This window comes from Rhizorhabdus sp. P4_G5 (genome assembly GCF_056401065.1).
Genome location: NZ_JBFUKB010000004.1, coordinates 260,546 through 278,110, shown reverse-complemented (window position 1 = coordinate 278,110; position 17,565 = coordinate 260,546). Strand labels below are relative to the sequence as shown.

General features: G+C 65.1%; 19 protein-coding genes, 1 tRNA gene and 1 pseudogene. 7 read left to right on the top strand and 14 right to left on the bottom strand.

Going from position 1 to position 17,565, the window contains the following annotated elements:
* Window positions 1–67: 67 nt before the first annotated feature.
* The 4 genes from AC1DQK_RS09555 (at window position 68) to AC1DQK_RS09540 (ending at window position 4,402) form a co-directional block, all read left to right on the top strand.
* A complete protein-coding gene (locus AC1DQK_RS09555; RefSeq protein ID WP_477869790.1) occupies window positions 68–1,243 on the top strand; it encodes a cytochrome P450 in 1,176 nt (391 codons plus the stop codon).
* Window positions 1,244–1,341: 98 nt separating this feature from the next.
* Complete coding sequence (locus AC1DQK_RS09550; RefSeq protein WP_477869788.1) at window positions 1,342–2,958, top strand: flavin-containing monooxygenase; 1,617 nt, start codon at window positions 1,342–1,344, stop codon at window positions 2,956–2,958.
* A gap of 7 nt (window positions 2,959–2,965) precedes the next feature.
* Entirely contained in the window at window positions 2,966–3,136 is a 171-nt protein-coding gene (locus tag AC1DQK_RS09545; RefSeq protein ID WP_477869786.1) for a hypothetical protein, read from the top strand.
* Window positions 3,137–3,217: 81 nt separating this feature from the next.
* Window positions 3,218–4,402: a cytochrome P450 gene (locus tag AC1DQK_RS09540; protein WP_477869784.1), complete on the top strand. Its 1,185-nt coding sequence runs from the start codon at window positions 3,218–3,220 to the stop codon at window positions 4,400–4,402.
* A gap of 378 nt (window positions 4,403–4,780) precedes the next feature.
* On the opposite strand, the pseudogene AC1DQK_RS09535 reads toward AC1DQK_RS09540, so the two are convergent.
* The 7 genes and pseudogenes from AC1DQK_RS09535 to AC1DQK_RS09505 form a co-directional block, all read right to left on the bottom strand.
* Window positions 4,781–4,916, bottom strand: a pseudogene (locus tag AC1DQK_RS09535) (lycopene cyclase family protein); the annotation flags it as partial.
* The gene (locus tag AC1DQK_RS09530) at window positions 4,906–5,352 is read right to left on the bottom strand and encodes a nuclear transport factor 2 family protein (protein ID WP_477869782.1); all 447 of its coding nucleotides are present in this window, start codon (window positions 5,350–5,352) and stop codon (window positions 4,906–4,908) included. The gene AC1DQK_RS09530 and the pseudogene AC1DQK_RS09535, both read right to left, overlap by 11 nt.
* A 51-nt stretch (window positions 5,353–5,403) precedes the next feature.
* Complete coding sequence (locus tag AC1DQK_RS09525) at window positions 5,404–6,324, bottom strand: TIGR03619 family F420-dependent LLM class oxidoreductase (RefSeq protein WP_477869780.1); 921 nt, start codon at window positions 6,322–6,324, stop codon at window positions 5,404–5,406.
* 27 nt (window positions 6,325–6,351) lie between these two features.
* The gene (locus tag AC1DQK_RS09520; protein WP_477869778.1) at window positions 6,352–7,596 is read right to left on the bottom strand and encodes a cytochrome P450; all 1,245 of its coding nucleotides are present in this window, start codon (window positions 7,594–7,596) and stop codon (window positions 6,352–6,354) included.
* A 36-nt stretch (window positions 7,597–7,632) separates the two neighbouring features.
* Entirely contained in the window at window positions 7,633–7,809 is a 177-nt protein-coding gene (locus AC1DQK_RS09515; protein WP_477869776.1) for a hypothetical protein, read from the bottom strand.
* Window positions 7,810–7,811: 2 nt separating this feature from the next.
* Window positions 7,812–8,762, bottom strand: a complete 951-nt coding sequence (locus AC1DQK_RS09510) for an acyl-CoA dehydrogenase family protein (RefSeq protein WP_477869774.1) — start codon at window positions 8,760–8,762, stop codon at window positions 7,812–7,814.
* Window positions 8,762–9,907 (bottom strand): acyl-CoA dehydrogenase family protein, encoded by a 1,146-nt coding sequence (locus tag AC1DQK_RS09505; protein ID WP_477869772.1) that lies wholly within the window; start codon window positions 9,905–9,907, stop codon window positions 8,762–8,764. The genes AC1DQK_RS09510 and AC1DQK_RS09505 overlap by 1 nt, the downstream gene beginning before the upstream one ends.
* Before the next feature lie 108 nt (window positions 9,908–10,015).
* On the opposite strand from AC1DQK_RS09505, the gene AC1DQK_RS09500 reads away from it, so the two are divergent.
* Window positions 10,016–10,795, top strand: coding sequence for an IclR family transcriptional regulator (locus tag AC1DQK_RS09500; RefSeq protein ID WP_477869770.1), 780 nt, complete (start codon window positions 10,016–10,018; stop codon window positions 10,793–10,795).
* 125 nt (window positions 10,796–10,920) lie between these two features.
* Here the strand turns inward: AC1DQK_RS09500 and AC1DQK_RS09495 are convergent, their stop codons facing one another.
* Window positions 10,921–11,559, bottom strand: coding sequence for a TetR/AcrR family transcriptional regulator (locus AC1DQK_RS09495; protein ID WP_477869768.1), 639 nt, complete (start codon window positions 11,557–11,559; stop codon window positions 10,921–10,923).
* Between the two features lie 157 nt (window positions 11,560–11,716).
* On the opposite strand from AC1DQK_RS09495, the gene AC1DQK_RS09490 reads away from it, so the two are divergent.
* Window positions 11,717–12,931 carry a cytochrome P450 gene (locus AC1DQK_RS09490; RefSeq protein ID WP_477869766.1) on the top strand — a complete coding sequence of 405 codons (1,215 nt, stop codon included), beginning with the start codon at window positions 11,717–11,719 and terminating at the stop codon, window positions 12,929–12,931.
* A 37-nt stretch (window positions 12,932–12,968) separates the two neighbouring features.
* The gene (locus AC1DQK_RS09485; protein WP_477869764.1) at window positions 12,969–14,129 is read left to right on the top strand and encodes an aromatic ring-hydroxylating oxygenase subunit alpha; all 1,161 of its coding nucleotides are present in this window, start codon (window positions 12,969–12,971) and stop codon (window positions 14,127–14,129) included.
* Window positions 14,130–14,218: 89 nt separating this feature from the next.
* On the opposite strand, the gene AC1DQK_RS09480 is transcribed toward AC1DQK_RS09485, so the two are convergent.
* From AC1DQK_RS09480 to infA, 6 genes are all read right to left on the bottom strand, one after another.
* The gene (locus AC1DQK_RS09480) at window positions 14,219–15,034 is read right to left on the bottom strand and encodes a TauD/TfdA dioxygenase family protein (RefSeq protein WP_477869762.1); all 816 of its coding nucleotides are present in this window, start codon (window positions 15,032–15,034) and stop codon (window positions 14,219–14,221) included.
* Between the two features lie 228 nt (window positions 15,035–15,262).
* A tRNA-Phe gene (locus AC1DQK_RS09475) sits at window positions 15,263–15,338 on the bottom strand.
* A gap of 66 nt (window positions 15,339–15,404) precedes the next feature.
* A complete protein-coding gene (locus tag AC1DQK_RS09470; protein WP_477869760.1) occupies window positions 15,405–15,566 on the bottom strand; it encodes a DNA gyrase inhibitor YacG in 162 nt (53 codons plus the stop codon).
* Complete coding sequence (locus tag AC1DQK_RS09465) at window positions 15,544–16,545, bottom strand: ribonuclease (RefSeq protein WP_477869758.1); 1,002 nt, start codon at window positions 16,543–16,545, stop codon at window positions 15,544–15,546. Before AC1DQK_RS09465 ends, AC1DQK_RS09470 begins: the two co-directional genes overlap by 23 nt.
* Window positions 16,546–16,606: 61 nt before the next feature.
* Window positions 16,607–17,236, bottom strand: a complete 630-nt coding sequence (locus AC1DQK_RS09460; protein WP_477869756.1) for a Maf family protein — start codon at window positions 17,234–17,236, stop codon at window positions 16,607–16,609.
* A gap of 9 nt (window positions 17,237–17,245) precedes the next feature.
* Window positions 17,246–17,464 (bottom strand): translation initiation factor IF-1, encoded by a 219-nt coding sequence (gene infA / locus AC1DQK_RS09455; RefSeq protein ID WP_010162480.1) that lies wholly within the window; start codon window positions 17,462–17,464, stop codon window positions 17,246–17,248.
* Window positions 17,465–17,565: the final 101 nt, after the last annotated feature.

Below are 17,565 nucleotides of genomic sequence, written 5' to 3'. Positions count from 1 at the left end.
GTCAGAGGAGCCGGACATGGCGCAACAAGTGGGGGGCACCGCCGTCCCAGCCCATATCCCCGCGGACATGGTCGTCGATCTCGACCTCTACAATCTGCCGCTGACCAACGCCAAAGACCCTCAGGCCGCCTTCATGGCCTTTCGCGATTCGGGCGATATCTTCTGGACGCCGCGCCATGGCGGGCACTGGGTCGTGACTAGGCCGGAAGACATCCGCGCAATCCAGAACGACACCGAAAACTTCGACCGTTCGCAGCAAAGCATCCCGAATTTCGACATGGGCGGCCGCAGCCTGCCGATGATGTCCGACCCGCCCGAACATGAGTTCCTGCGCCGTCCGCTCACCCGCGCCTTCCTGCCGCAGGTGATGGCGCAGATGGAAGACAAGGTGCGCGGGATCACGGTGCAACTGATCGAGACCTTCGCGGAGCGGGGCGAGTGCGATTTCGTGGAAGAATTCGGCAAGGTCTTCCCGATTCTCGTGTTCTTGGACCTGGTCGACCTTCCCCGCGCCGATCGGGTCACGTTGCTGCCGATGGCCGAAGCGCTGACCCGCGGCGCTTCCGCAGAAGAACGGGTGATCGCCTGGAAAGAGATTCTCGATTATCTGACACCCATCGTCACCGCGCGGCGCGAAAAGCCCGGCAATGACCTGATCAGCCTGATGGTCAATACGGACATCGGTGGCGAAAGGATTTGCTTCAGGGATGCGCTCACCATGTCCGGCACGGTGACGCTGGCGGGGCTCGACACGGTGGCCGCCATGCTCGGCTTCGTCATCCGCCATCTGGCGATGAACCCGAAGGATCGGGAACAGATCGTCGAGTCTCTGGATGACGATGAGTTCATGAAGCTTGTGGTGGAGGAGCTACTCCGCCGCTATCCCATCGCCAACAGCGGCCGCGTCGCCAGCCACGACATGGACTGGCGCGGCGCGCCTATCCGCAAGGGTGACATGGTGCTGGTCGCCAACGTCTTTGTCGGCCTCGATGAAGCGCGATTTCCGCATGCGCTGGTCGTCGATTTCTCACGCAGCAACGTCCGGCATCACAACAGTTTCGATTCCGGCCCGCACACCTGCGTCGGCGCGTCTCTGGCGCGGCGGGAACTGCGGATTTTTCTGGAAGAATGGCTAAGGCGCATCCCGAAGTTTTCCATCAAGCCCGGAACCACCCCGATGATGGCGACCGGCATGGTCTCCAGCGTATTGGCCCTGCAACTGGAATGGCCCGTCAAGGGCTGACCGCCATAGACTCTCCGCGCGCGGCAACCCGGCTTGCGCCAAACTGGAATGCGGCGCGAACAAGCATCGGCACACACATCAAGCGAGGCAAGAAGCACATGGGTGAGAAAACGGATGCCATCATCGTCGGAGCCGGTTTCGCCGGCCTCTACATGCTGCACAGGCTGCGAGAAAACGGTCTCAGGGCCCGGCTGATCGAGACCGGTTCCGATGTCGGCGGGGCCTGGTACTGGAATCGTTATCCGGGCCTGCGCTGCGACGTCGAAAGTCTGGACTACCAGTACCAGTTTTCGGAGGAGCTGGAAGCCGGCTGGAACTGGCCGGAGCGCTATTCCGAAGGGCCGGTGATCCAGAAATATCTGGCCTATGTGGCAGATCGGCTAGATCTGCGCCGCGACATCACTTTGAATACGCGCGTCGAATCCGCCAGCTTCGACGAAGCCGCCAATGCCTGGCGGGTAGGTTGCGACAATGGCGAAACGCTGTCCGCTACCTGGCTGCTGCTGGCAGTCGGCCCGCTCACTGCGGTCAACACCCCGCAATTCGAAGGCCTGGACAGCTTCAAGGGCCGCATCCTGCATACGGCCCGCTGGCCGCACGAAAAGGTGGATTTTTCGGGCCGCAAAGTGGCCGTGATCGGTACGGGTTCCTCCGGCATCCAATGCACGCCGATGATCGCCCAGGAAGCCGCCCAACTCACCGTTTTCCAGCGGACACCGGCCTACAGCATGCCCGTCACCAACCAGGTGATGAGCCCGGACGATCAGGCCGCCGCCCATGCCCGTTTCCCGGCGGACCGCGATGTCCGTTATGCCTCTGCCGGCGGCATGGTGTTGTCGCCCAACCCCAAGAAGGTGTTCGAGGTCTCTGCCGAGGAACGCGAGGCGGAATTCGAGCGCCGCTGGATCATGGGCGGTTTCGGCTTCCTCATGTCCTTCAGCGACATTCTCATCGATGAGGCCGCCAACGCCGAGGCCGCCAATTTCGTGAAGCGCAAGATCCGCGAAAAGGTGAAAGACCCGAAGACCGCGGCGGCCTTGACGTCACAGGACTATCCCCTCGGCGCGAAGCGCCCGTGTCTCGACGTCAATTACTATGAAAGCTTCAACCTGCCGCATGTGAAGCTGGTCGACGCCCGGAAGAACCCGATCGAGCGCTTTTCCGAAGAGGGGATCGTGGCCGGCGGAGAGACCTATCCCTTCGACGATATCGTGCTCGCCACCGGTTTCGACGCCGTGACGGGGGCCGTGCTCAAGATCCGCATTACCGGGCGCGACGGCGTGACGATGCAGGACGCCTGGCAGAACGGGCCGCGTACCTATCTCGGTCTCAGCGTAGCCGGTTTCCCCAACATGTTCACCCTCGATGGCGCGCAGAGCCCGTCCATCATCGTGAATACTCCCCTGGCGATCGAGCAGCAGGTTCGCTGGGTGGCGTCCTGCATCGAACATGCGCGCCAGAACGGATACGCCACGATCGACGCGTCGCCCGAAGCGCAGTCCGAATGGGTCGATCATGTGAATATGGTGGCGAGCTACACGCTCTACCCCAAGGCCGATTCCTGGGCGATAGGGGCCAATATCCCCGGCAAGCCAAGGGTTTTCATGTTCTACCTCGCCGGTCTGGGTGGCTATGGGAAAGCCTGTGACGAGGTGACCGCAGCCGGTTATCGTGGCTTCCATATGCAAAAGGCGACCGGAATGGTCGACGCGTGACAGAGGCATGGTCGCGGTGGTCGGCGGGATCGTAGTCCATTTCGTCGGCCTGGATCGGGGGCGGACCGCTCGCAATATCCACGCCGGCACAGAAATCGACGCCCGCGCCCCGGATGACGACGACCCGCACCTAAGATCGCTGACGTACCTTGGCGAAATCGGCAGGCGCGAAACCTAATCCTGGGGGACGTATTCCGGAGCGTCGGTGCGCCTATGCGGAGAGCATTGCACAAGCGCGATCTACACGCTGAGGGCCGAAGTGACTGTCGACTACGATCCCTATTCCGACGAGGCGATGACCGACCCCATGCCGCTCTATGCGGCGATGCGGGCCGAAGGTGGGCCACACTACATCCCGAAGTACGACGCCTGGGCCATTGCGCGGTTCGACGATGTGATGGAGGCCAGCCTGCGCGAGGATGTGCTCGACTTCTCGCAGGGCGGCTCGCCGGGGCAGGTACTGCTGAACGAGCCGTCGCCCGCCAGCTTTGCAACCGCCAATGCGCCCGTTCACCGCAAGTGGCGGCAGCTGGTCGCCCCGCAATATGGACCGGCGGCCATCCGCGCCGAGCAGGATCGCGCGCGCGCGCTGGCGCGGTCGGTCCTCGATCCGCTGTTGAAGCAGGGCCGAATGGACGCGCACAACGATTATGCGCGTCCGGTCATGTGCCGGAATTCCATGCACAATCTCGGTCTGCCGATGTCCGACGCCGAGACCATCAGCCGATGGCTCCAGCAGATGATGTTCCGCGAGAAAGGGCAGTCGGGTGCCACCGCGGCGCTGAACCAGGAGGCGGCGGGCCATCTTTTCGGCTATCTGGCGGACTGGGTCGCCCAGTTGCGCGCCGATCCGTCGAAAGCCACCGGGCAGAGCAGGAGGTTGCTGGAGGGCACCATCGACGGGCAGCCCACGACTGACGAGCAACTGATGGGCGATCTGTTCGTGCTGCTGATAACCGGGGCGGAAACGACGCCCATGGCCACCGCCGGCACGCTCTACTACCTGGCGCGGCATCCCGACCAGCGCGAGGCCGTGATCCGCGACCCCGCCCTCGCGCGCGCCGCTTTCCTCGAAACCTGCCGGCTGGACCAGCCTACCAACATGCTGGCCCGGGTCGCCGCCAAGGATTTCGAATTGTCCGGCCGCCATATCAAGGCGGGACAGAAAATCCTGATGATCTACGCCTCGGCCAACCGCGACGAAAAGCATTTCGAGCGCGCGGATAGCTACGACATGCATCGCAAGCAGCGGCGCGACATGTCATTCGGAATTGGCGGACATTATTGCCTCGGCGCGCATCTCGGGCCGGCGTTCGGAACGATCATGGTGCAGGAGGTGCTGCGCGCCGCGCCCCGCTATCGCATCGACGAAGCGGGCTGCAAGCGATCCTATGCGGAGTTCCTGGCGGGGTTCGTCGAGGTGCCGGTGATCTTCGAACCGTAAACCGTCAGCAAGGGCCGTCCATCGGAGGGCCGAGCCCAAGCTTAATCTACCGGCTCCAGCAGTTCCAGTCGTCGAGATTTGAGACGGTATGCGTGATGTAGCGCAACCCCGCCTGGCTCGCGAGCCCAGCGGTGCTGTTTGCGTGCGCCGGCGGCTTTTTCCGTCACAAGATGCGGAACACGAATTCACCGCAATTGTTCAGGCCGGCGACCGTTGACCGCGCTCGATCCGCCAGCAGCTTGCCGCGCATCCACAAATCCGGCGAGGCGGCCGGATCCCCGCGGTCGTGCGCGGAAACGGCGCAGGACGCGCGCGCCGGGTTGGCGAGGACACGGGCGAAGCCCAGCGGCATGCGGATCATCATGCCATCGGCCGGCGGCCCTTCCTCGATCAGCAGCACATTTGTCGCAGGATCGGCAGTCAGCCGCTCGGCCAGCACGCACCCGGCGGAACCGGCGCCGACGATGATGTAGTCCCAGCGGCCGGCAGCGCCAGCGGCGGTGTCAGCCGGCAAAGCTCTGCACCTCGCCGGCGTCGGTCACCGAGATCGGGGTCAGCACGCGGTGGCGGAAGCGCCAGCCCTCGACGGTGCGCACATATTGATCGGCATATCGGCAGTTCACCGTCACCGCCGGTCGACCGCGCCACTGCACGTTCTCGATCACCATCACATTGCCGCGCGCTCCATCGGCGGTCGCCTCCAGCCCGGAAAGCTGGGAGAGCTGGTGGATGAAGCCGATGGCGGGCAGGAAGCCCTCGAACATCGCGCGGATCGCCGCGCGACCGACGGTGTCGGGGTCGGGCTGGCCGAGCATTGGCGCGAAGCCGGTGAGGACGCCGTCCTCCGCGAATGTCGCGGCGACGTCCGCGGCATCGCCGGCGCTGGCCGCGTGGCTATAGCGCGCCACCAGCATCTGGATGGCGATGGCGTCGTCGGCAGTGAGGGTCATAAAGGGCCTCCCGTGGGCTGCGGCTCTGCCGCCGGTTGCTATCGGCGTGCGTCAGGCGAAATGCGGCGCGATGTCTTCCATGAACCATTGCGCGTAGTCGGCATAAGCCTCGGCATCCTCGACCGGCGGAATGGGATGCGCGGCGATGGTGACGCCGTTGCGCTGCAGCCAGCCCATCTTGTCGATCATCTCCTGCGCGGAGAAGATCTCCTTGCCGACCGGCGCCGCGCCCTCGACATGGCCCTCGCCGATGAACGTGACGGCCAGCATGTACATGACGTCGAAGTCGCCTCCCCGGAACTCCGGCAGCGAGCGGATAAAATCCAGCCGCGCGGGCAGTTCGTCGGGCTGGGTCAGGAACGGCACCCAGCCGGTGGCGAAGCGCGCCAGCCGCCGCAGTGCCGGATCCGAATCGCCTCCCAGCCAGATCGGGATGTGCGGCGCCTGCGCGCCCTGCGGGTCGCACACGACATCGCGGAACGACACGAATTCGCCCTCGAAGCTGGCGATCGGCTTGGTCCACAGCTCGATGATCGCGGCGAGGTATTCGTCCATGATCCGCCCGCGCTTGTGGAACGGCACCCCGAGCGCGTCGAACTCCTCCTTCAGCCAGCCGGCAGCAAAGGTCACGTTGGTGCGCCCGCCGCTCAGCCAGTCGATCGTCGACAGCGCTTTGGCGATGGTGATCGGGTGGTGCAGCGGCAGGATGGTGATCGAGGTGCCGATGCGCATCCGCTCGGTCGCGCCGAGGTAATAGCCCTGGGCGGCGGCGGCGTGGAAATAGTGCGAGCCGGACAGTTCCACATGGCTGCTGGGGACGACGAGGTGCTCGGGTACCAGCACCATGTCGTAGCCCAGCGCCTCGACCCGCTTGAGCATCCGGGTCTGGATGGCGCCGGTGACGTCGGCCTCCCACTCGTGGGCGACGTTCTTCAGGCGGGTCATGTTGGGCAGGGTGAAGGCGAATTTCATCGGGCGGCTCCGGCAAAGGGCGAGGGGTCAGTCGCAGCGGATGTGGAGGTGTTTGGGCACCCGCAGCCAGATGCCGCGGATCGCCGGCGGCGGCATCGCGGGGTCGAGCCGCGCGTTCGGCATGCGCGCGATCACTGCCTTCAGCGCCCGACCCATCTCCAGCCGGCCGAGGTGCTGGCCGATGCACAGGTGCGGGCCTTGCGCGAAGGCGAGGTGGCGGTCGGAATTGGCACGGAAGATGTCGTAGCGGTCGGGATCGGGGAAATGCGCCGGATCGCGGTTGGCCGAGCCGATCGACACGTCGATCACCGCTCCGCCCGGAATCTCCACCCCCGCCAGCACGGTGTCGCGGGCGGTCCAGCGGAAGGTGAGCGAGACGGGCGGGTTCCAGCGCAGCCCCTCCTCGATCGCCCGCGGGATCAGCTTGGCGTCCTCGCGGACCGCGGCGAACTGCTCCGGGTTGGTCAACAGTCCGGTCAGCAGCACGCTGGTGCCGCGGTAGGTGGTGTCGCCGCCGGCGTTGAGCAGCTGGCGGAAGAACGAGATGATCACCTCGTCGGGCAGGCGATCGCCATCGATCTCCACCTGCGACATAACGCTGACGATGTCCTCGCCAGGCTTGCGCCGCCGCTCCGCGACGAGATCGGCGATATAGGCGCCGAGCTTGTTGCTGGCGTCCACCGCGTTCTCGACGCTGGCGACGAAGCTGGTCTGCGCGACCGCCAGCTTGTGGAACAGCGCCATGTCGCTTTCCGGCAGCTGCATCATCGAGAAGATCACCTGGAACGGGAAATGCAGCGTGAATTCCTGGATGAGATCGCCATGGCCGCGCGCGACGATCGGATCGAGCAGCCGCGAGACCACCGGATCGACCAGCTTTTCGCCCCACAGCGCCACATATTGCGGCAGGAACGCCTTCTGGAAGATGCGGCGGAAGCGGGCATGCTGGGCGCCGTCCATCGTGCTCACGCTCGCCCCGAAGCTGATCCCCAGGTTCTTGGCCAGCGCCTGTTGGGTGAACACCTCGGGCGTGCGCAGCACTTCGACGACGGCGTCGTAGCCTGTGACGGTATAGTGTGGAAACGGCGCCAGGGTGGGGTCGGTGCCGCAGTCGAACAGGGTGGGATAGTTGACCTCGTGGACCGAGCCCTTCCCCATCAGATCGTGGATCAGCGGATAGGGATCATCGAAATCGCCGATCACCATTTCGTCGGCGAAGAACGGGTCGAAGCTGCGATCGTCGAGGTCCTGCAGGGGTGGAATCGCGGTCATGTCTTGCCCTTCGTCAATCCGGAGCATCGTGCGTGATCACAGCGTGTCGCCGTCGACGGTGCGGCCGGTGGTCGGATCGGCAAGGCCGGCCCAGCAGTCGACCACCTGCTCCTCGCCAAGCCATGCGGCCACCCGGACCCCGATCTCGCGCCCTTCTGCGACCAGCCGGTCAAGCACCGGCCGCACCACCGCGTTGAGCCGAGGTTCGGCCATCGTCATCCTCCCGCCGGTCGTGCCGCGCCCAGCCGGTTGCCAGCGTCGTCCCATAGTGCGTCGGCCAGATCGCGCGCCTGCGCCGTCCAGCCGCCCAGCTCACCTTGGAGCAGCTTGAGCCGGTAGGTCCAGAGGTGCAACGGATACTCGAGGGTGAGCCCCATCGCGCCGGTGAACTGGTGGCAATCGTAAATCACCGTGCGGACGTTCTGCTGGATGTAGGTGAGCGCGGTCAGCGCGTCGGCCGGGATCAGGCTGTGCGCGGCGCGCAACGCCAGCCAGCGGGCCGCCGAGACGATCTGCTCGCACCGGGCGAGGCGGTGCTGCACCGCCTGGAAGTCGCCGAGTGGCTGGCCGAACTGCCAGCGGTCCTTCACGAAGCCCACCGTCGCATCGAGCGCGCCGCGCATGACCCCGGCCGCCTCCGCCGCCACAGCCAGCCGCCAGCGCCGCTCGACCGCGCACGCCGTATCGGCATCGAGCAGGCGTGCGCCGGAGGGCAAGGCGTTCAGCATGCCGACCGGGTAGGCGATCACGGTGTCGAGCGGGATCACGTCGCCAGTCGAGATCGGGGCGACGACCAGCCCTGCGTCGGTGCGGATGCAGGCGAGCGAGGCCACAGTGAGGAAGCGGGTCGGCAAGCCGATGCCCTCGCACATCGCGATGCCATCGCCCGGATCGGCGCCCAGCAGCGGCCCGACCAGCGCGCTGGCGGCGACTTCGGCGCTGCACGCCAGTCGCCCTGCCCTCTCGACCAGCAGCGCGGCGTCGAGCGGGCCGAAGCCCTCCTCCCCGGCAATGGCGAGGAACCCGGTCTCGGCGATATCGGCGCGCAGCTCGGCACGGTACGCGGTGTAGGCGGCATGCTCGGCATCGAATCCGGCATGCCGCTCCAGCAGGCGGTCGAGCGCATCGAGCAGCATCGCCTGATCTTCGGAAAAGTCGAGGTCCATCAGTCTTTTAGTCCCAGGCCTAGTACATCGCGGGCGATCAGGTTGAGCTGGATTTCCGCGGCGCCCGAGGCGATGCCGGCGGCGATGGCGCGGCGGTGGTGGGTCTCGATCATCGGATCGTCCAGCCCGGCCAGCAACGACGGCTGAAAATCGAGCACGAATTCGGCCACCGCGTTTTCCGCCGCGATCGTCGCCGTGCGCGCGACGCTGGTGCCGCCATCGGGGGGCAGATTGCGGGAGCGCCGGTCGATCACCTCGTAGGTCAGGTTGCGGGCCGCCTCGCAGGCGGCCTGGGCGGCTGCGGCCTTTTCGCGCGCGGAGGCGCCGAGCGCGCCGTTCGCGCCCATGAGCCGCACCGCGCGATCGAGAATGCGCGTGGCCAGCGCATAGCGCGGGATACCGACGCGCTCGAAATGCAGCGCATAGCGCGCCACTTTCCAGCCATTACCGACCCCGCCGAGCACCTCGTCGGCGCGAACCTCGACATCGTCGAAGAACACTTCGTGGAGGTCGCCGTCACCGACGACGCTGCGGATCGGACGAACGGTGATCCCCGGGCGGTCCATCGGCAGCAGGAACACGGTGATGCCGCGCTTCGGGTCGGCCTCGGGGACGCGGGCGAGCAGGAAGCAGTAATCGGAGAGGGCGGCGTACGAGGTCCAGATCTTGGAACCGTTGATCCGGAACCCGTCGCCATCCGGCTCGGCGCGGGTGCGCAACGCAGCCAGGTCCGATCCGGCCGACGGCTCCGAGAAGCCCTGGCACCAGACCACGCTGCCCGCGCTCATCAGCGCCAGATGGTGACGCTTCTGCGCTTCGCTGCCAAAGGCCATGATCGCCGGGCCCAGCCAGTTGACGTTGTAATATTGCGGGCCGCGCGGCTCGCCCGCCTCCCACATCAGCTCGCCCAGGATGAAATGCTCCCACGGCGGCGCGTCGCGCCCGCCGTGCTCGCGGGGCCAGTGCGGCACCAGCAGCCCGGCCTCGGCCAGTTTCGGGCAGAACGCGCGCGAGAAATCGGTCAGCTCGCGCGAGCCGGGGCTGCGCCGCGCGATGTCCTCCCAGTTGGTCGGCAGTTCACGGGCGAGAAAGTCGCGCACCGCCTCGCGGAACGCCAACTGGTCGCCAGACCAGGCAAAATCCATCGCGACGACGCCTCTCCAAAGGTTGTCCACATAATGGGATTAATGGGTAACATTAAATCGCGTATTCCTTACTTGTCAAAGACTCGTTTTCCCATATTATGGCACACCATGTCTGGATTGCAGCCCACAGGCGCGAGTCACACGGCCGGCGCCCAGGCCATCGGCCGCGCGGCGGAAGTGCTGCGGGCGGTGGCGGCGTTGCAGCGCGCCGGCGCGCCGCTGGCCGCAATCACCCGCACTACCGGGCTCAGCCGCTCGACCGCGTTCCGCATCCTGCGCGCCCTGGTCGAGGAGCGGCTGCTCGATTTCGATCCGGCCCAACGCCGCTACGTGATCGGGCCGCTGGCCTTCGAACTGGGGCTGGCTGCGACGGAGGGCCGGCCGGACGGCCTGTGGACCCAGCGGATCGAGGCGATCAGCCGCGCCTCGGGGCTCACCGCCTATCTGGTCGCGCGATCGGGCGCGGACGTCGTGTGCCTCGCGACGGCGCAGGGCTCGTCGGTGATCCGCGCGGTGCCGCTGGTGGTCGGTCAGCGCCTGCCGCTGGGGGTCGGCGCCGGCAGCCTCGCCATCCTCGCCACGCTGCCGGACGACGAAGTCGATGCGCTGCTCGCCGCCAACGCCGGCAAGATTGCCCAGATCGCCCGCGGCCGGGCAACGCCCGCGCTGCTGCGCGCCCGCATCGCCCAGGCGCGCGCCGACGGGCATGCCTTCAGCCGCGATTCAGTGGCCCCTGGAGTGGCCGGGGTGGGCATCGTCGTCACCAGGCCGCACGAGGCGGCGACCTACTCGGTCAGTGTTGCCGCCGCTGCAGAGCTCGATCGCGCCGAGCAACTGCGGCTGGCCGCGCTGATGCGGGAAGTCTGCGCGCGCTCGGCCGAGGGCTGAGCCTCGGCCGCTCTCGAAGGTCCCAATCCCCTGATCGGCGACAGCCAGAATATCGAGGCCGCGAACGCTACGCTGCAGCAATACCGGCCGACATCAAGCGAGCCTGATTTCTTGCACCCGTCAGTTCAAAGGTCGTTCGCGGCGGGCTTTGCCGGCCATTGGTCTGCCAGGATTGCCGGCAGCATGTCTATTAGGCGCACGCCGGCTTCATCTTCCTTATCGTCGGCACTGTAGATCACCGTTCCTTCGACCGCCAGGTGCGCCAGCCCATGCAGCGAGGCCCACATGCCCACCACGACAGGGTGGCGGGACGATTCCATTTGCGCCCGCAGCGGAATGCCCTGGTACGCGGCCAGTGCGAACGATACCCGATAGAGTGCCTGCTTGCTCGCCTCCCTGAACGAAGAGCTCGTCCGATCCGTCAGCCCTTCGCGGAACATCAGTCGAAATAGGCCGGGATGCTGCGCAGCATACTCGACATAGCGTGTCGCCACAGCATGCAGTTCCACAACCGGATCGTCGTCCCGCGGTTCGCGGTCGATATATGCGCCCAGTTCGCAAAAGCCCCCTTCGGCGACCGCTGTCAGAAGCGCACGCGCGTTGGCGAAATGGTGCGCCGGCGCAGTGGCGGATACGCCGGCGCGCTTGGCGGTCGCGCGCAGGGAAAAACCTTCCGGCCCGACCTCCTCGATCATCTCGCGCGCGGCTTGCACAAGGGCCTGCCGTAGGTTGCCGTGATGATAGGTTTGCGACTGGATGTCCATTTTATCTGTTTCAGGCCTCTCATCGGATGACTATCTTTACACCGTAAAGATAGTCGGCTAAACCCCATCTTGATAAATTTGTTCGAGTCGACTCGTCGATCCTTTCCCTCTCTGGGCGATCGATCGCGACCGGCATCCGACGTCTGGGAGTCTATCGATGCTGGCGGAGTTCCGTGCGGGCGCCAATGCGGAAGAGATCGACGCGTTTCTCAACGCGTTCGATCATCACTCGGAATTCTATCGTGACAATTATTTCAACGTGATCGAGCGCTTGGCCGAGCGCCGGATCCGGGCATTGCGCACAACCGCTTGGGACAATGGCTACAGCATCGTCACCAGCTACGACATGGTGCGCAAGGTCACCGACCGGCCCGACCTGTTCACCAACGAATTCGGCTATCGCGTCGTCCCCAAGACCGTGATGCCGCTCATGGCGCCTACCGACCTTGATGGTGAAGCGCACGCACGGATGCGCAAGGCGCTCAATCCCTGGTTCTCACCGGCGAACATCCTTCGCTATCGCGAAACTGTGCTCGCCGATATCGAGAGGATCACGGTCGATCTGCGTCAGCGCGGCGAGTGGGACTGGGCTGCCGATTTCGCCCAGCCGGTCACTGCGCGGGTCACCATGCGCCTGCTCGGCCTGCCCGAGGAGGAATGGTCCGAATACGCGCTACCCATCCATAATGCTGCGTTCTGCATCGGCTCGGTCGAAAGCCGTATCGAAGGCGCAAGCCAGTTCGGCCGCAAGGTGCACGAAGAAGTCGCGCGCCTGGCGCAGGATCCGGAGGGGCCCGGCCTCATCTGCCATCTGGCGAGGACGGATTTCGACGGATATCGGTTTTCGGCCGAGGATATCGAACGCTGCGTCCTGAACATCATCATCGGCGGCCTCGATACCACCCAGGCCACCTTCAGCTGCGCTGCGGTGTATCTAGGTCGCAATCCCGAACGCCGGCAGGAATTGCGCGACAACCCCGATCTGGTGCGTACCGCAACGCTCGAATTCCTTCGGGTTTTCGCATCCGCGCCGATGACCGGCCGGTATAATGCCGAAGATGTCGAGATCGATGGCTTCCGCTTTCCAAAGGGCGAAGCGACCCTGATCTTCTGGCCGGCGGCCAATTTCGATCCAGCCTTCCTCGGCGCGGCCACCGAGATGGATTTCACGCGGTCTGGCGCACGGAGCGTCACATTCGCCGCCGGGCCGCACCGGTGCCTTGGCCAGCATCTGTCCAGGATGGAGCTCGAAGCCATGATCGGCACGCTCGCAAACTCGGATTATGAACTTGTCGAAAGCGGCGTCGAACCTGCCGGCAACATATCCGCGGCACTCGCCTATCTCCACGTGCCCGTCCGTTCGAAGCAATAGAACGAGCCCGCCTCCCCTCCCAGCTCAGGTAGTCGTAATGGATCGCAAAACCCAGGTCTCCATCGCCAAGCGCTTCCTTGCCCATCTCGAAGCAGGAACCACCGACAGTGCGGACAGCCTGATGTCGGTCCCCGTCTCGGACTACATCGATCGCGACATGTGGGACGAGGAAATCGAGCAGTTCTACAAGCGCAAGCCGGTCGTCGTCGGGCTCTCGGCCGAATTGCCCGAGGTCGGATCCTTCCTGTCCGTCACGATTGTCGATGTTCCCATCCTCATCACCCGGACCGCAGAAGGCTTGCAGGCATTCCTGAACGTGTGCCGTCATCGCGGCGCGCAGGTCGCGCCCGAAATGTGCAGTGGCCGGCAGACACGCTTCACCTGCCCATATCACGGCTGGACCTATGACAATGCGGGTAAGCTGATCGGCGTTGCCAATGCCAAAACCTTCGGCTCCTTCGACACCGCGACGCGCGGCCTCACCCGGATCGCCGTCGCCGAACGCTGCGGCATCGTCTTTGCCGTCCTCACCCCCGGCATCGAAATCGATATCGAGGAGTGGATGGCAGGCGCCGATGTGCACATGGGACTCGATAATCGGTTCGAAGACTACACCCTTGTCGGCACGCGCGAAGTCGAGGCCGCCAACTGGAAGCTCGTGGTCGAGGGGCATCTCGAAAGCTACCACTTCGCCTCCCTGCACCGTGACAGCATCGCGCCTTTCATGGTTTCGAATTGCACCACATTTGATCGCTTCGGCCCCCATATCCTCATCACCTTCGTTCAGCAGCACATCGAAAAGCTGCGCGACATGCCGGAGGAAAGCTGGGAACCGCTGAAAGAAGACATGATCAACCTCCAGTACGTGATGTTCCCGGGCACCATGGTGGTCGTCTGGCAGAACGCCATCGGGCTCCAGATCATTCAGCCGAGCAAGGAGCCTGGCCGCTCCACCAGTCGCCTGGTCTACGCCGTGCGCACCGAATGCCTCGACACCGAAGAGGCGGTGGCCAAGGCCAACGCAACGCTCGATTTCAATGCCAACCTCGTGGCAACGGAAGACTACGTCGCCAGCTTCCAGATCCAACGCGGCTTTGAAACGGCGGCGCAGTCTGAAATCCTGTTCGGCAAGAACGAGTTGGGACTGCATCTGTTTCGTCAGGCTCTGGAATCCCAGCTTCCGCAAGCAGCGGAATAGCTGGCAGGAGCCACGGGCCAGAATCGTCAAGATGCCGATCAGGAAAAAAGATCACCGAATGTTCGTCGAGCGCTCGGTTCGTCGAGTTGTCAGGTGGCCATGACGCGATGCATGACACGCGGATAGGCGCGATCGAAGACGAGGTAGTGCTGGGTCAGCTCGTTGTTCCACATCACGATAGTGCCAGGTTCCCAGCTGACTCGGAGCTGCAGTTCGGGAATCCGTGCCTGCTTGAACAGGAAATCAAGTAGGGCGTCGCTTTCGTCACTGCGCAACCCCTTGATCGACTTGGTGTAAACGCGATTGACATAGAGCGCGCGGGCGCCGGTGCGCCTGCATGTCAATATGACTGGATGGTAGACCGACGGGGAGCCGGGCTTTTGCAGGCCCCAATTATGTTCGGCCGTCAGCGTTTCCAGAAAATCCTTGATGGGCGCGGACAGCCTCTCATACGCCGTTACCATGTCGGCGAACAGAGTGTCCCGGCCGTATTCGGGAATGTCGATCGCCTGCAGGACGCTGATGTAGCGGGTATCAGTCCGCGTCGCGCCGTCGGTATGCCAGCTATCGGCAAATCGGTTGCCGACCTCCTTGGCGTCGCTGCGCAGGACTTTGACACCCACGACGCCATCATAATCGGGATGCTGCGGATGCTCCGCGGTTTCGGGCTCGCCGAAATGGCTGGCAAACTGAAGGAGATGCCTCGGCTGCACATTTTGCTGGTCTCGAAAGACGAGGACTCGGTATTGATCGAGCGCCGCGTAAATGTGGTCGAGAGCGTCCGCATCGAGGTCTTTCGACAGGTCGATACCGGAGATCTGCGCTCCAAACACGCCCGATAGCTGCTTGACGGCGATCGACGGTCGAGCCGCCGACGGCGACGCCAGCTGAATATCGCTTGCCATGGTTGGACCTCTCCACGATCGATGGCCGCCTTTTTCAACGAGTGCGTGCCGAGTGTTGAGGTTATACCCGCCCAATCCGGCGAACCGAATGAGAAATCGCAACACCAGGCTTCAGGTTTCTCACCGCCGGAGTCATTGCAGTCCGGAAAGCAGAGGCCGCAGTGGTGCGAGCACATCTAAATGCGGGCCCGCGGTCCGCGTTCTTCTATCGCACGAAAATTGGAAAAATGGTGCCCAGGGACGGGGTCGAACCGCCGACACTGCGATTTTCAGTCGCATGCTCTACCAACTGAGCTACCTGGGCACTTGGCGTTGGAAGGCGTGCCTATAGAGGCGGGGTGCGCGGTATGTCCAGCCTGCTTTTGCCGATTTATTCGGGTTCCGGATCGGCGGGCGGGCCGGGGATGCGATAGCCCTCGTCCAGCCATTTCAGCAGGTCCCTGTCGCGGCATCCCTGGCTGCAGAAAGGGCTGAACTTCTGCTGCTCGGGCTTGTGGCACAGGGGGCATCTAGGGATTTTCGGCGTCGACATGTCCGGCCGATATGGCGAGTGCGGGGTCGGCGCGCAAGTTGATGGATGCGCCGATTCGTCGCGTCAGCTCTTCGCGCCACGCCACATTCTTCTCGATCAGCGCGATCACCACCGGCGCCGCGGTCAGCGTCCGCAGGCCTGCGCCCGGCGTCCGTTCGGCACGGCGCAGCAGGGCGCGCGCCGCCACGCCCGCCGGATCCCCCTGCACGCGCTCCGGCAGCGACAGCTGGGCGCGGCGGCGGACGATCTGGAGGAAGCCGAAGCCGTTCACCGCGGTCCGCTCGAACGGCTGCGGCAGGACGGCGTCGACCGCTTCGGCCGCGGCGAGGCGGGCCGCCTTGCTGCCTGCGGTCGGCAGGTCGATGCCGATCGAGCCGCTGATGCCGTGGCGCAGGATCATCCGAGCTGCCGCGGCGGCCCCCGCAATGGCGAGATCGGCGGGCGGGAGCCAGCCGTCGACGTCGATCAGGCTCATCGCCGGGGTGAGGGACAGGCGCAGCGCCCCCCCGTCGAACCCGGCATGGCCGGTCGCTGCCTCGTCGATCAGCTCGGACCAGCCCGCCGCCTCCAGCGCATCGGGCTGGTGCGGGTAGAGCCGGCGCACGGGATCGCCCGATGCCGTGATCCGATCGAGCAGCGCGGGCGCCGGTCCGGGCACCGCGTCAGCCGCCGCCGGCCGTGCGAGCGCGAGCTTGGCGCGGCCCGGCTCGGGCAAGGCCGCGCGATGGATCTCCACCATCAGCCGCCCACCCTCGGAAACGCCGCCCGGCACGGGCTCGATCAGGGCTTCCTCGCCGGTGTCGAGCCTCACCACGGCGCGGCGGCCGGGAATGACGATGCGGGCGAGTCGCGCCGATGCCACCGTGCCTGCGCGCACGCCATCGTCATCGGCCTCGATCGCGGCGACAACGATCGCGCCGTCCTCGATCAGCGCGGCGCGCACCTCGCCGATGCCGGCTTCATATAGCCATTCACGCATCGGGGCGATTTCGGCGTGGACCGATCGTCTGCCGATCCGGACATCGCCGAAGAATCGGCATCTAGCGCGGCCGATCCGATGCGATCGGATCATGAACGGCACCAGCCGCCGGCAACAGTCCCGCCGATGCGAGCAGCGCCCGGGTTTCGAACAGCGGCAGGCCCATCACGCCCGAATGGCTGCCCGACAGCATCCGGATCCAGCTCTCCGCATAGCCCTGGATCGCATAGCCACCGGCCTTCCCGTGCCACTCGCCATCGATCAGATAGGAGTCGATCTCGGCCACCGTCAGCCGCTTGAAGGCGACGATGCTGGTCGACAGGCGATGTCGCGCGACGCCGCCGGCGTCGATCAGCGTGACGGCGGAATGGACCCGGTGGCGCCGCCCCGACAGCAGCGTCAGACAGTTGCGCGCAGCCTCGGCATCCTCGGTCTTCGGCAGGATCCGGCGGCCGGCGGCAACCACCGTATCGGCGCCGAGAACAGCCATGCCGGGGTGACGCGCCGCCACCGCCATCGCCTTTTCCGCGGCCATGCGGGCGGCATAGGGCAATGGCAGCTCGCCCTTCCCCGGTGTCTCGTCGATATCTGCCGGATCGATGGCGGCAGGGCTCAGCCCGAGGCGCGCGATCAACTCTGCCCGGCGCGGACTGCCCGACGCCAGGACCAGCGGACTTGCGGAGCGGGACAACGGCCGCCCTTATTTGAAGCGATAGGTAATGCGACCCTTGGTCAGATCATAAGGCGTGAGCTCGACCAGAACCTCGTCGCCGACGAGCACCCGAATGCGGTTCTTGCGCATCTTTCCGGCGGTATGGCCGAGGATTTCATGGTCGTTTTCCAGCTTAACGCGGAACATGGCGTTGGGCAGAAGCTCAACCACCTGCCCGCGCATTTCCAGCAACTCTTCTTTCGCCAAACCGCAGCCTCATGGGGATATAATATTGGAATCGGCGCCGCCATACCCGCTTGACCGACAAAAGAAAAGCCGCACCGGGGCGATGCCCGCGAAGATCGGGC

Bases quoted from the DNA above. Each gene is read 5' to 3' on its own strand.
- AC1DQK_RS09500 (WP_477869770.1), top strand. From the start codon at position 10,016: ATGTCTGGATTGCAGCCCACAGGCGCGAGTCACACGGCCGGCGCCCAG.
- AC1DQK_RS09545 (WP_477869786.1), top strand. From the start codon at position 2,966: ATGGTCGCGGTGGTCGGCGGGATCGTAGTCCATTTCGTCGGCCTGGAT.
- AC1DQK_RS09515 (WP_477869776.1), bottom strand. From the start codon at position 7,809: ATGGCCGAACCTCGGCTCAACGCGGTGGTGCGGCCGGTGCTTGACCGG.
- AC1DQK_RS09490 (WP_477869766.1), top strand. From the start codon at position 11,717: ATGCTGGCGGAGTTCCGTGCGGGCGCCAATGCGGAAGAGATCGACGCG.
- AC1DQK_RS09550 (WP_477869788.1), top strand. From the start codon at position 1,342: ATGGGTGAGAAAACGGATGCCATCATCGTCGGAGCCGGTTTCGCCGGC.
- AC1DQK_RS09480 (WP_477869762.1), bottom strand. From the start codon at position 15,034: ATGGCAAGCGATATTCAGCTGGCGTCGCCGTCGGCGGCTCGACCGTCG.
- AC1DQK_RS09495 (WP_477869768.1), bottom strand. From the start codon at position 11,559: ATGGACATCCAGTCGCAAACCTATCATCACGGCAACCTACGGCAGGCC.
- AC1DQK_RS09470 (WP_477869760.1), bottom strand. From the start codon at position 15,566: ATGTCGACGCCGAAAATCCCTAGATGCCCCCTGTGCCACAAGCCCGAG.
- AC1DQK_RS09485 (WP_477869764.1), top strand. From the start codon at position 12,969: ATGGATCGCAAAACCCAGGTCTCCATCGCCAAGCGCTTCCTTGCCCAT.
- AC1DQK_RS09520 (WP_477869778.1), bottom strand. From the start codon at position 7,596: ATGACCGCGATTCCACCCCTGCAGGACCTCGACGATCGCAGCTTCGAC.
- AC1DQK_RS09525 (WP_477869780.1), bottom strand. From the start codon at position 6,324: ATGAAATTCGCCTTCACCCTGCCCAACATGACCCGCCTGAAGAACGTC.
- AC1DQK_RS09530 (WP_477869782.1), bottom strand. From the start codon at position 5,352: ATGACCCTCACTGCCGACGACGCCATCGCCATCCAGATGCTGGTGGCG.
- AC1DQK_RS09505 (WP_477869772.1), bottom strand. From the start codon at position 9,907: ATGGATTTTGCCTGGTCTGGCGACCAGTTGGCGTTCCGCGAGGCGGTG.
- AC1DQK_RS09555 (WP_477869790.1), top strand. From the start codon at position 68: ATGGTCGTCGATCTCGACCTCTACAATCTGCCGCTGACCAACGCCAAA.
- AC1DQK_RS09465 (WP_477869758.1), bottom strand. From the start codon at position 16,545: ATGCGTGAATGGCTATATGAAGCCGGCATCGGCGAGGTGCGCGCCGCG.
- AC1DQK_RS09510 (WP_477869774.1), bottom strand. From the start codon at position 8,762: ATGGACCTCGACTTTTCCGAAGATCAGGCGATGCTGCTCGATGCGCTC.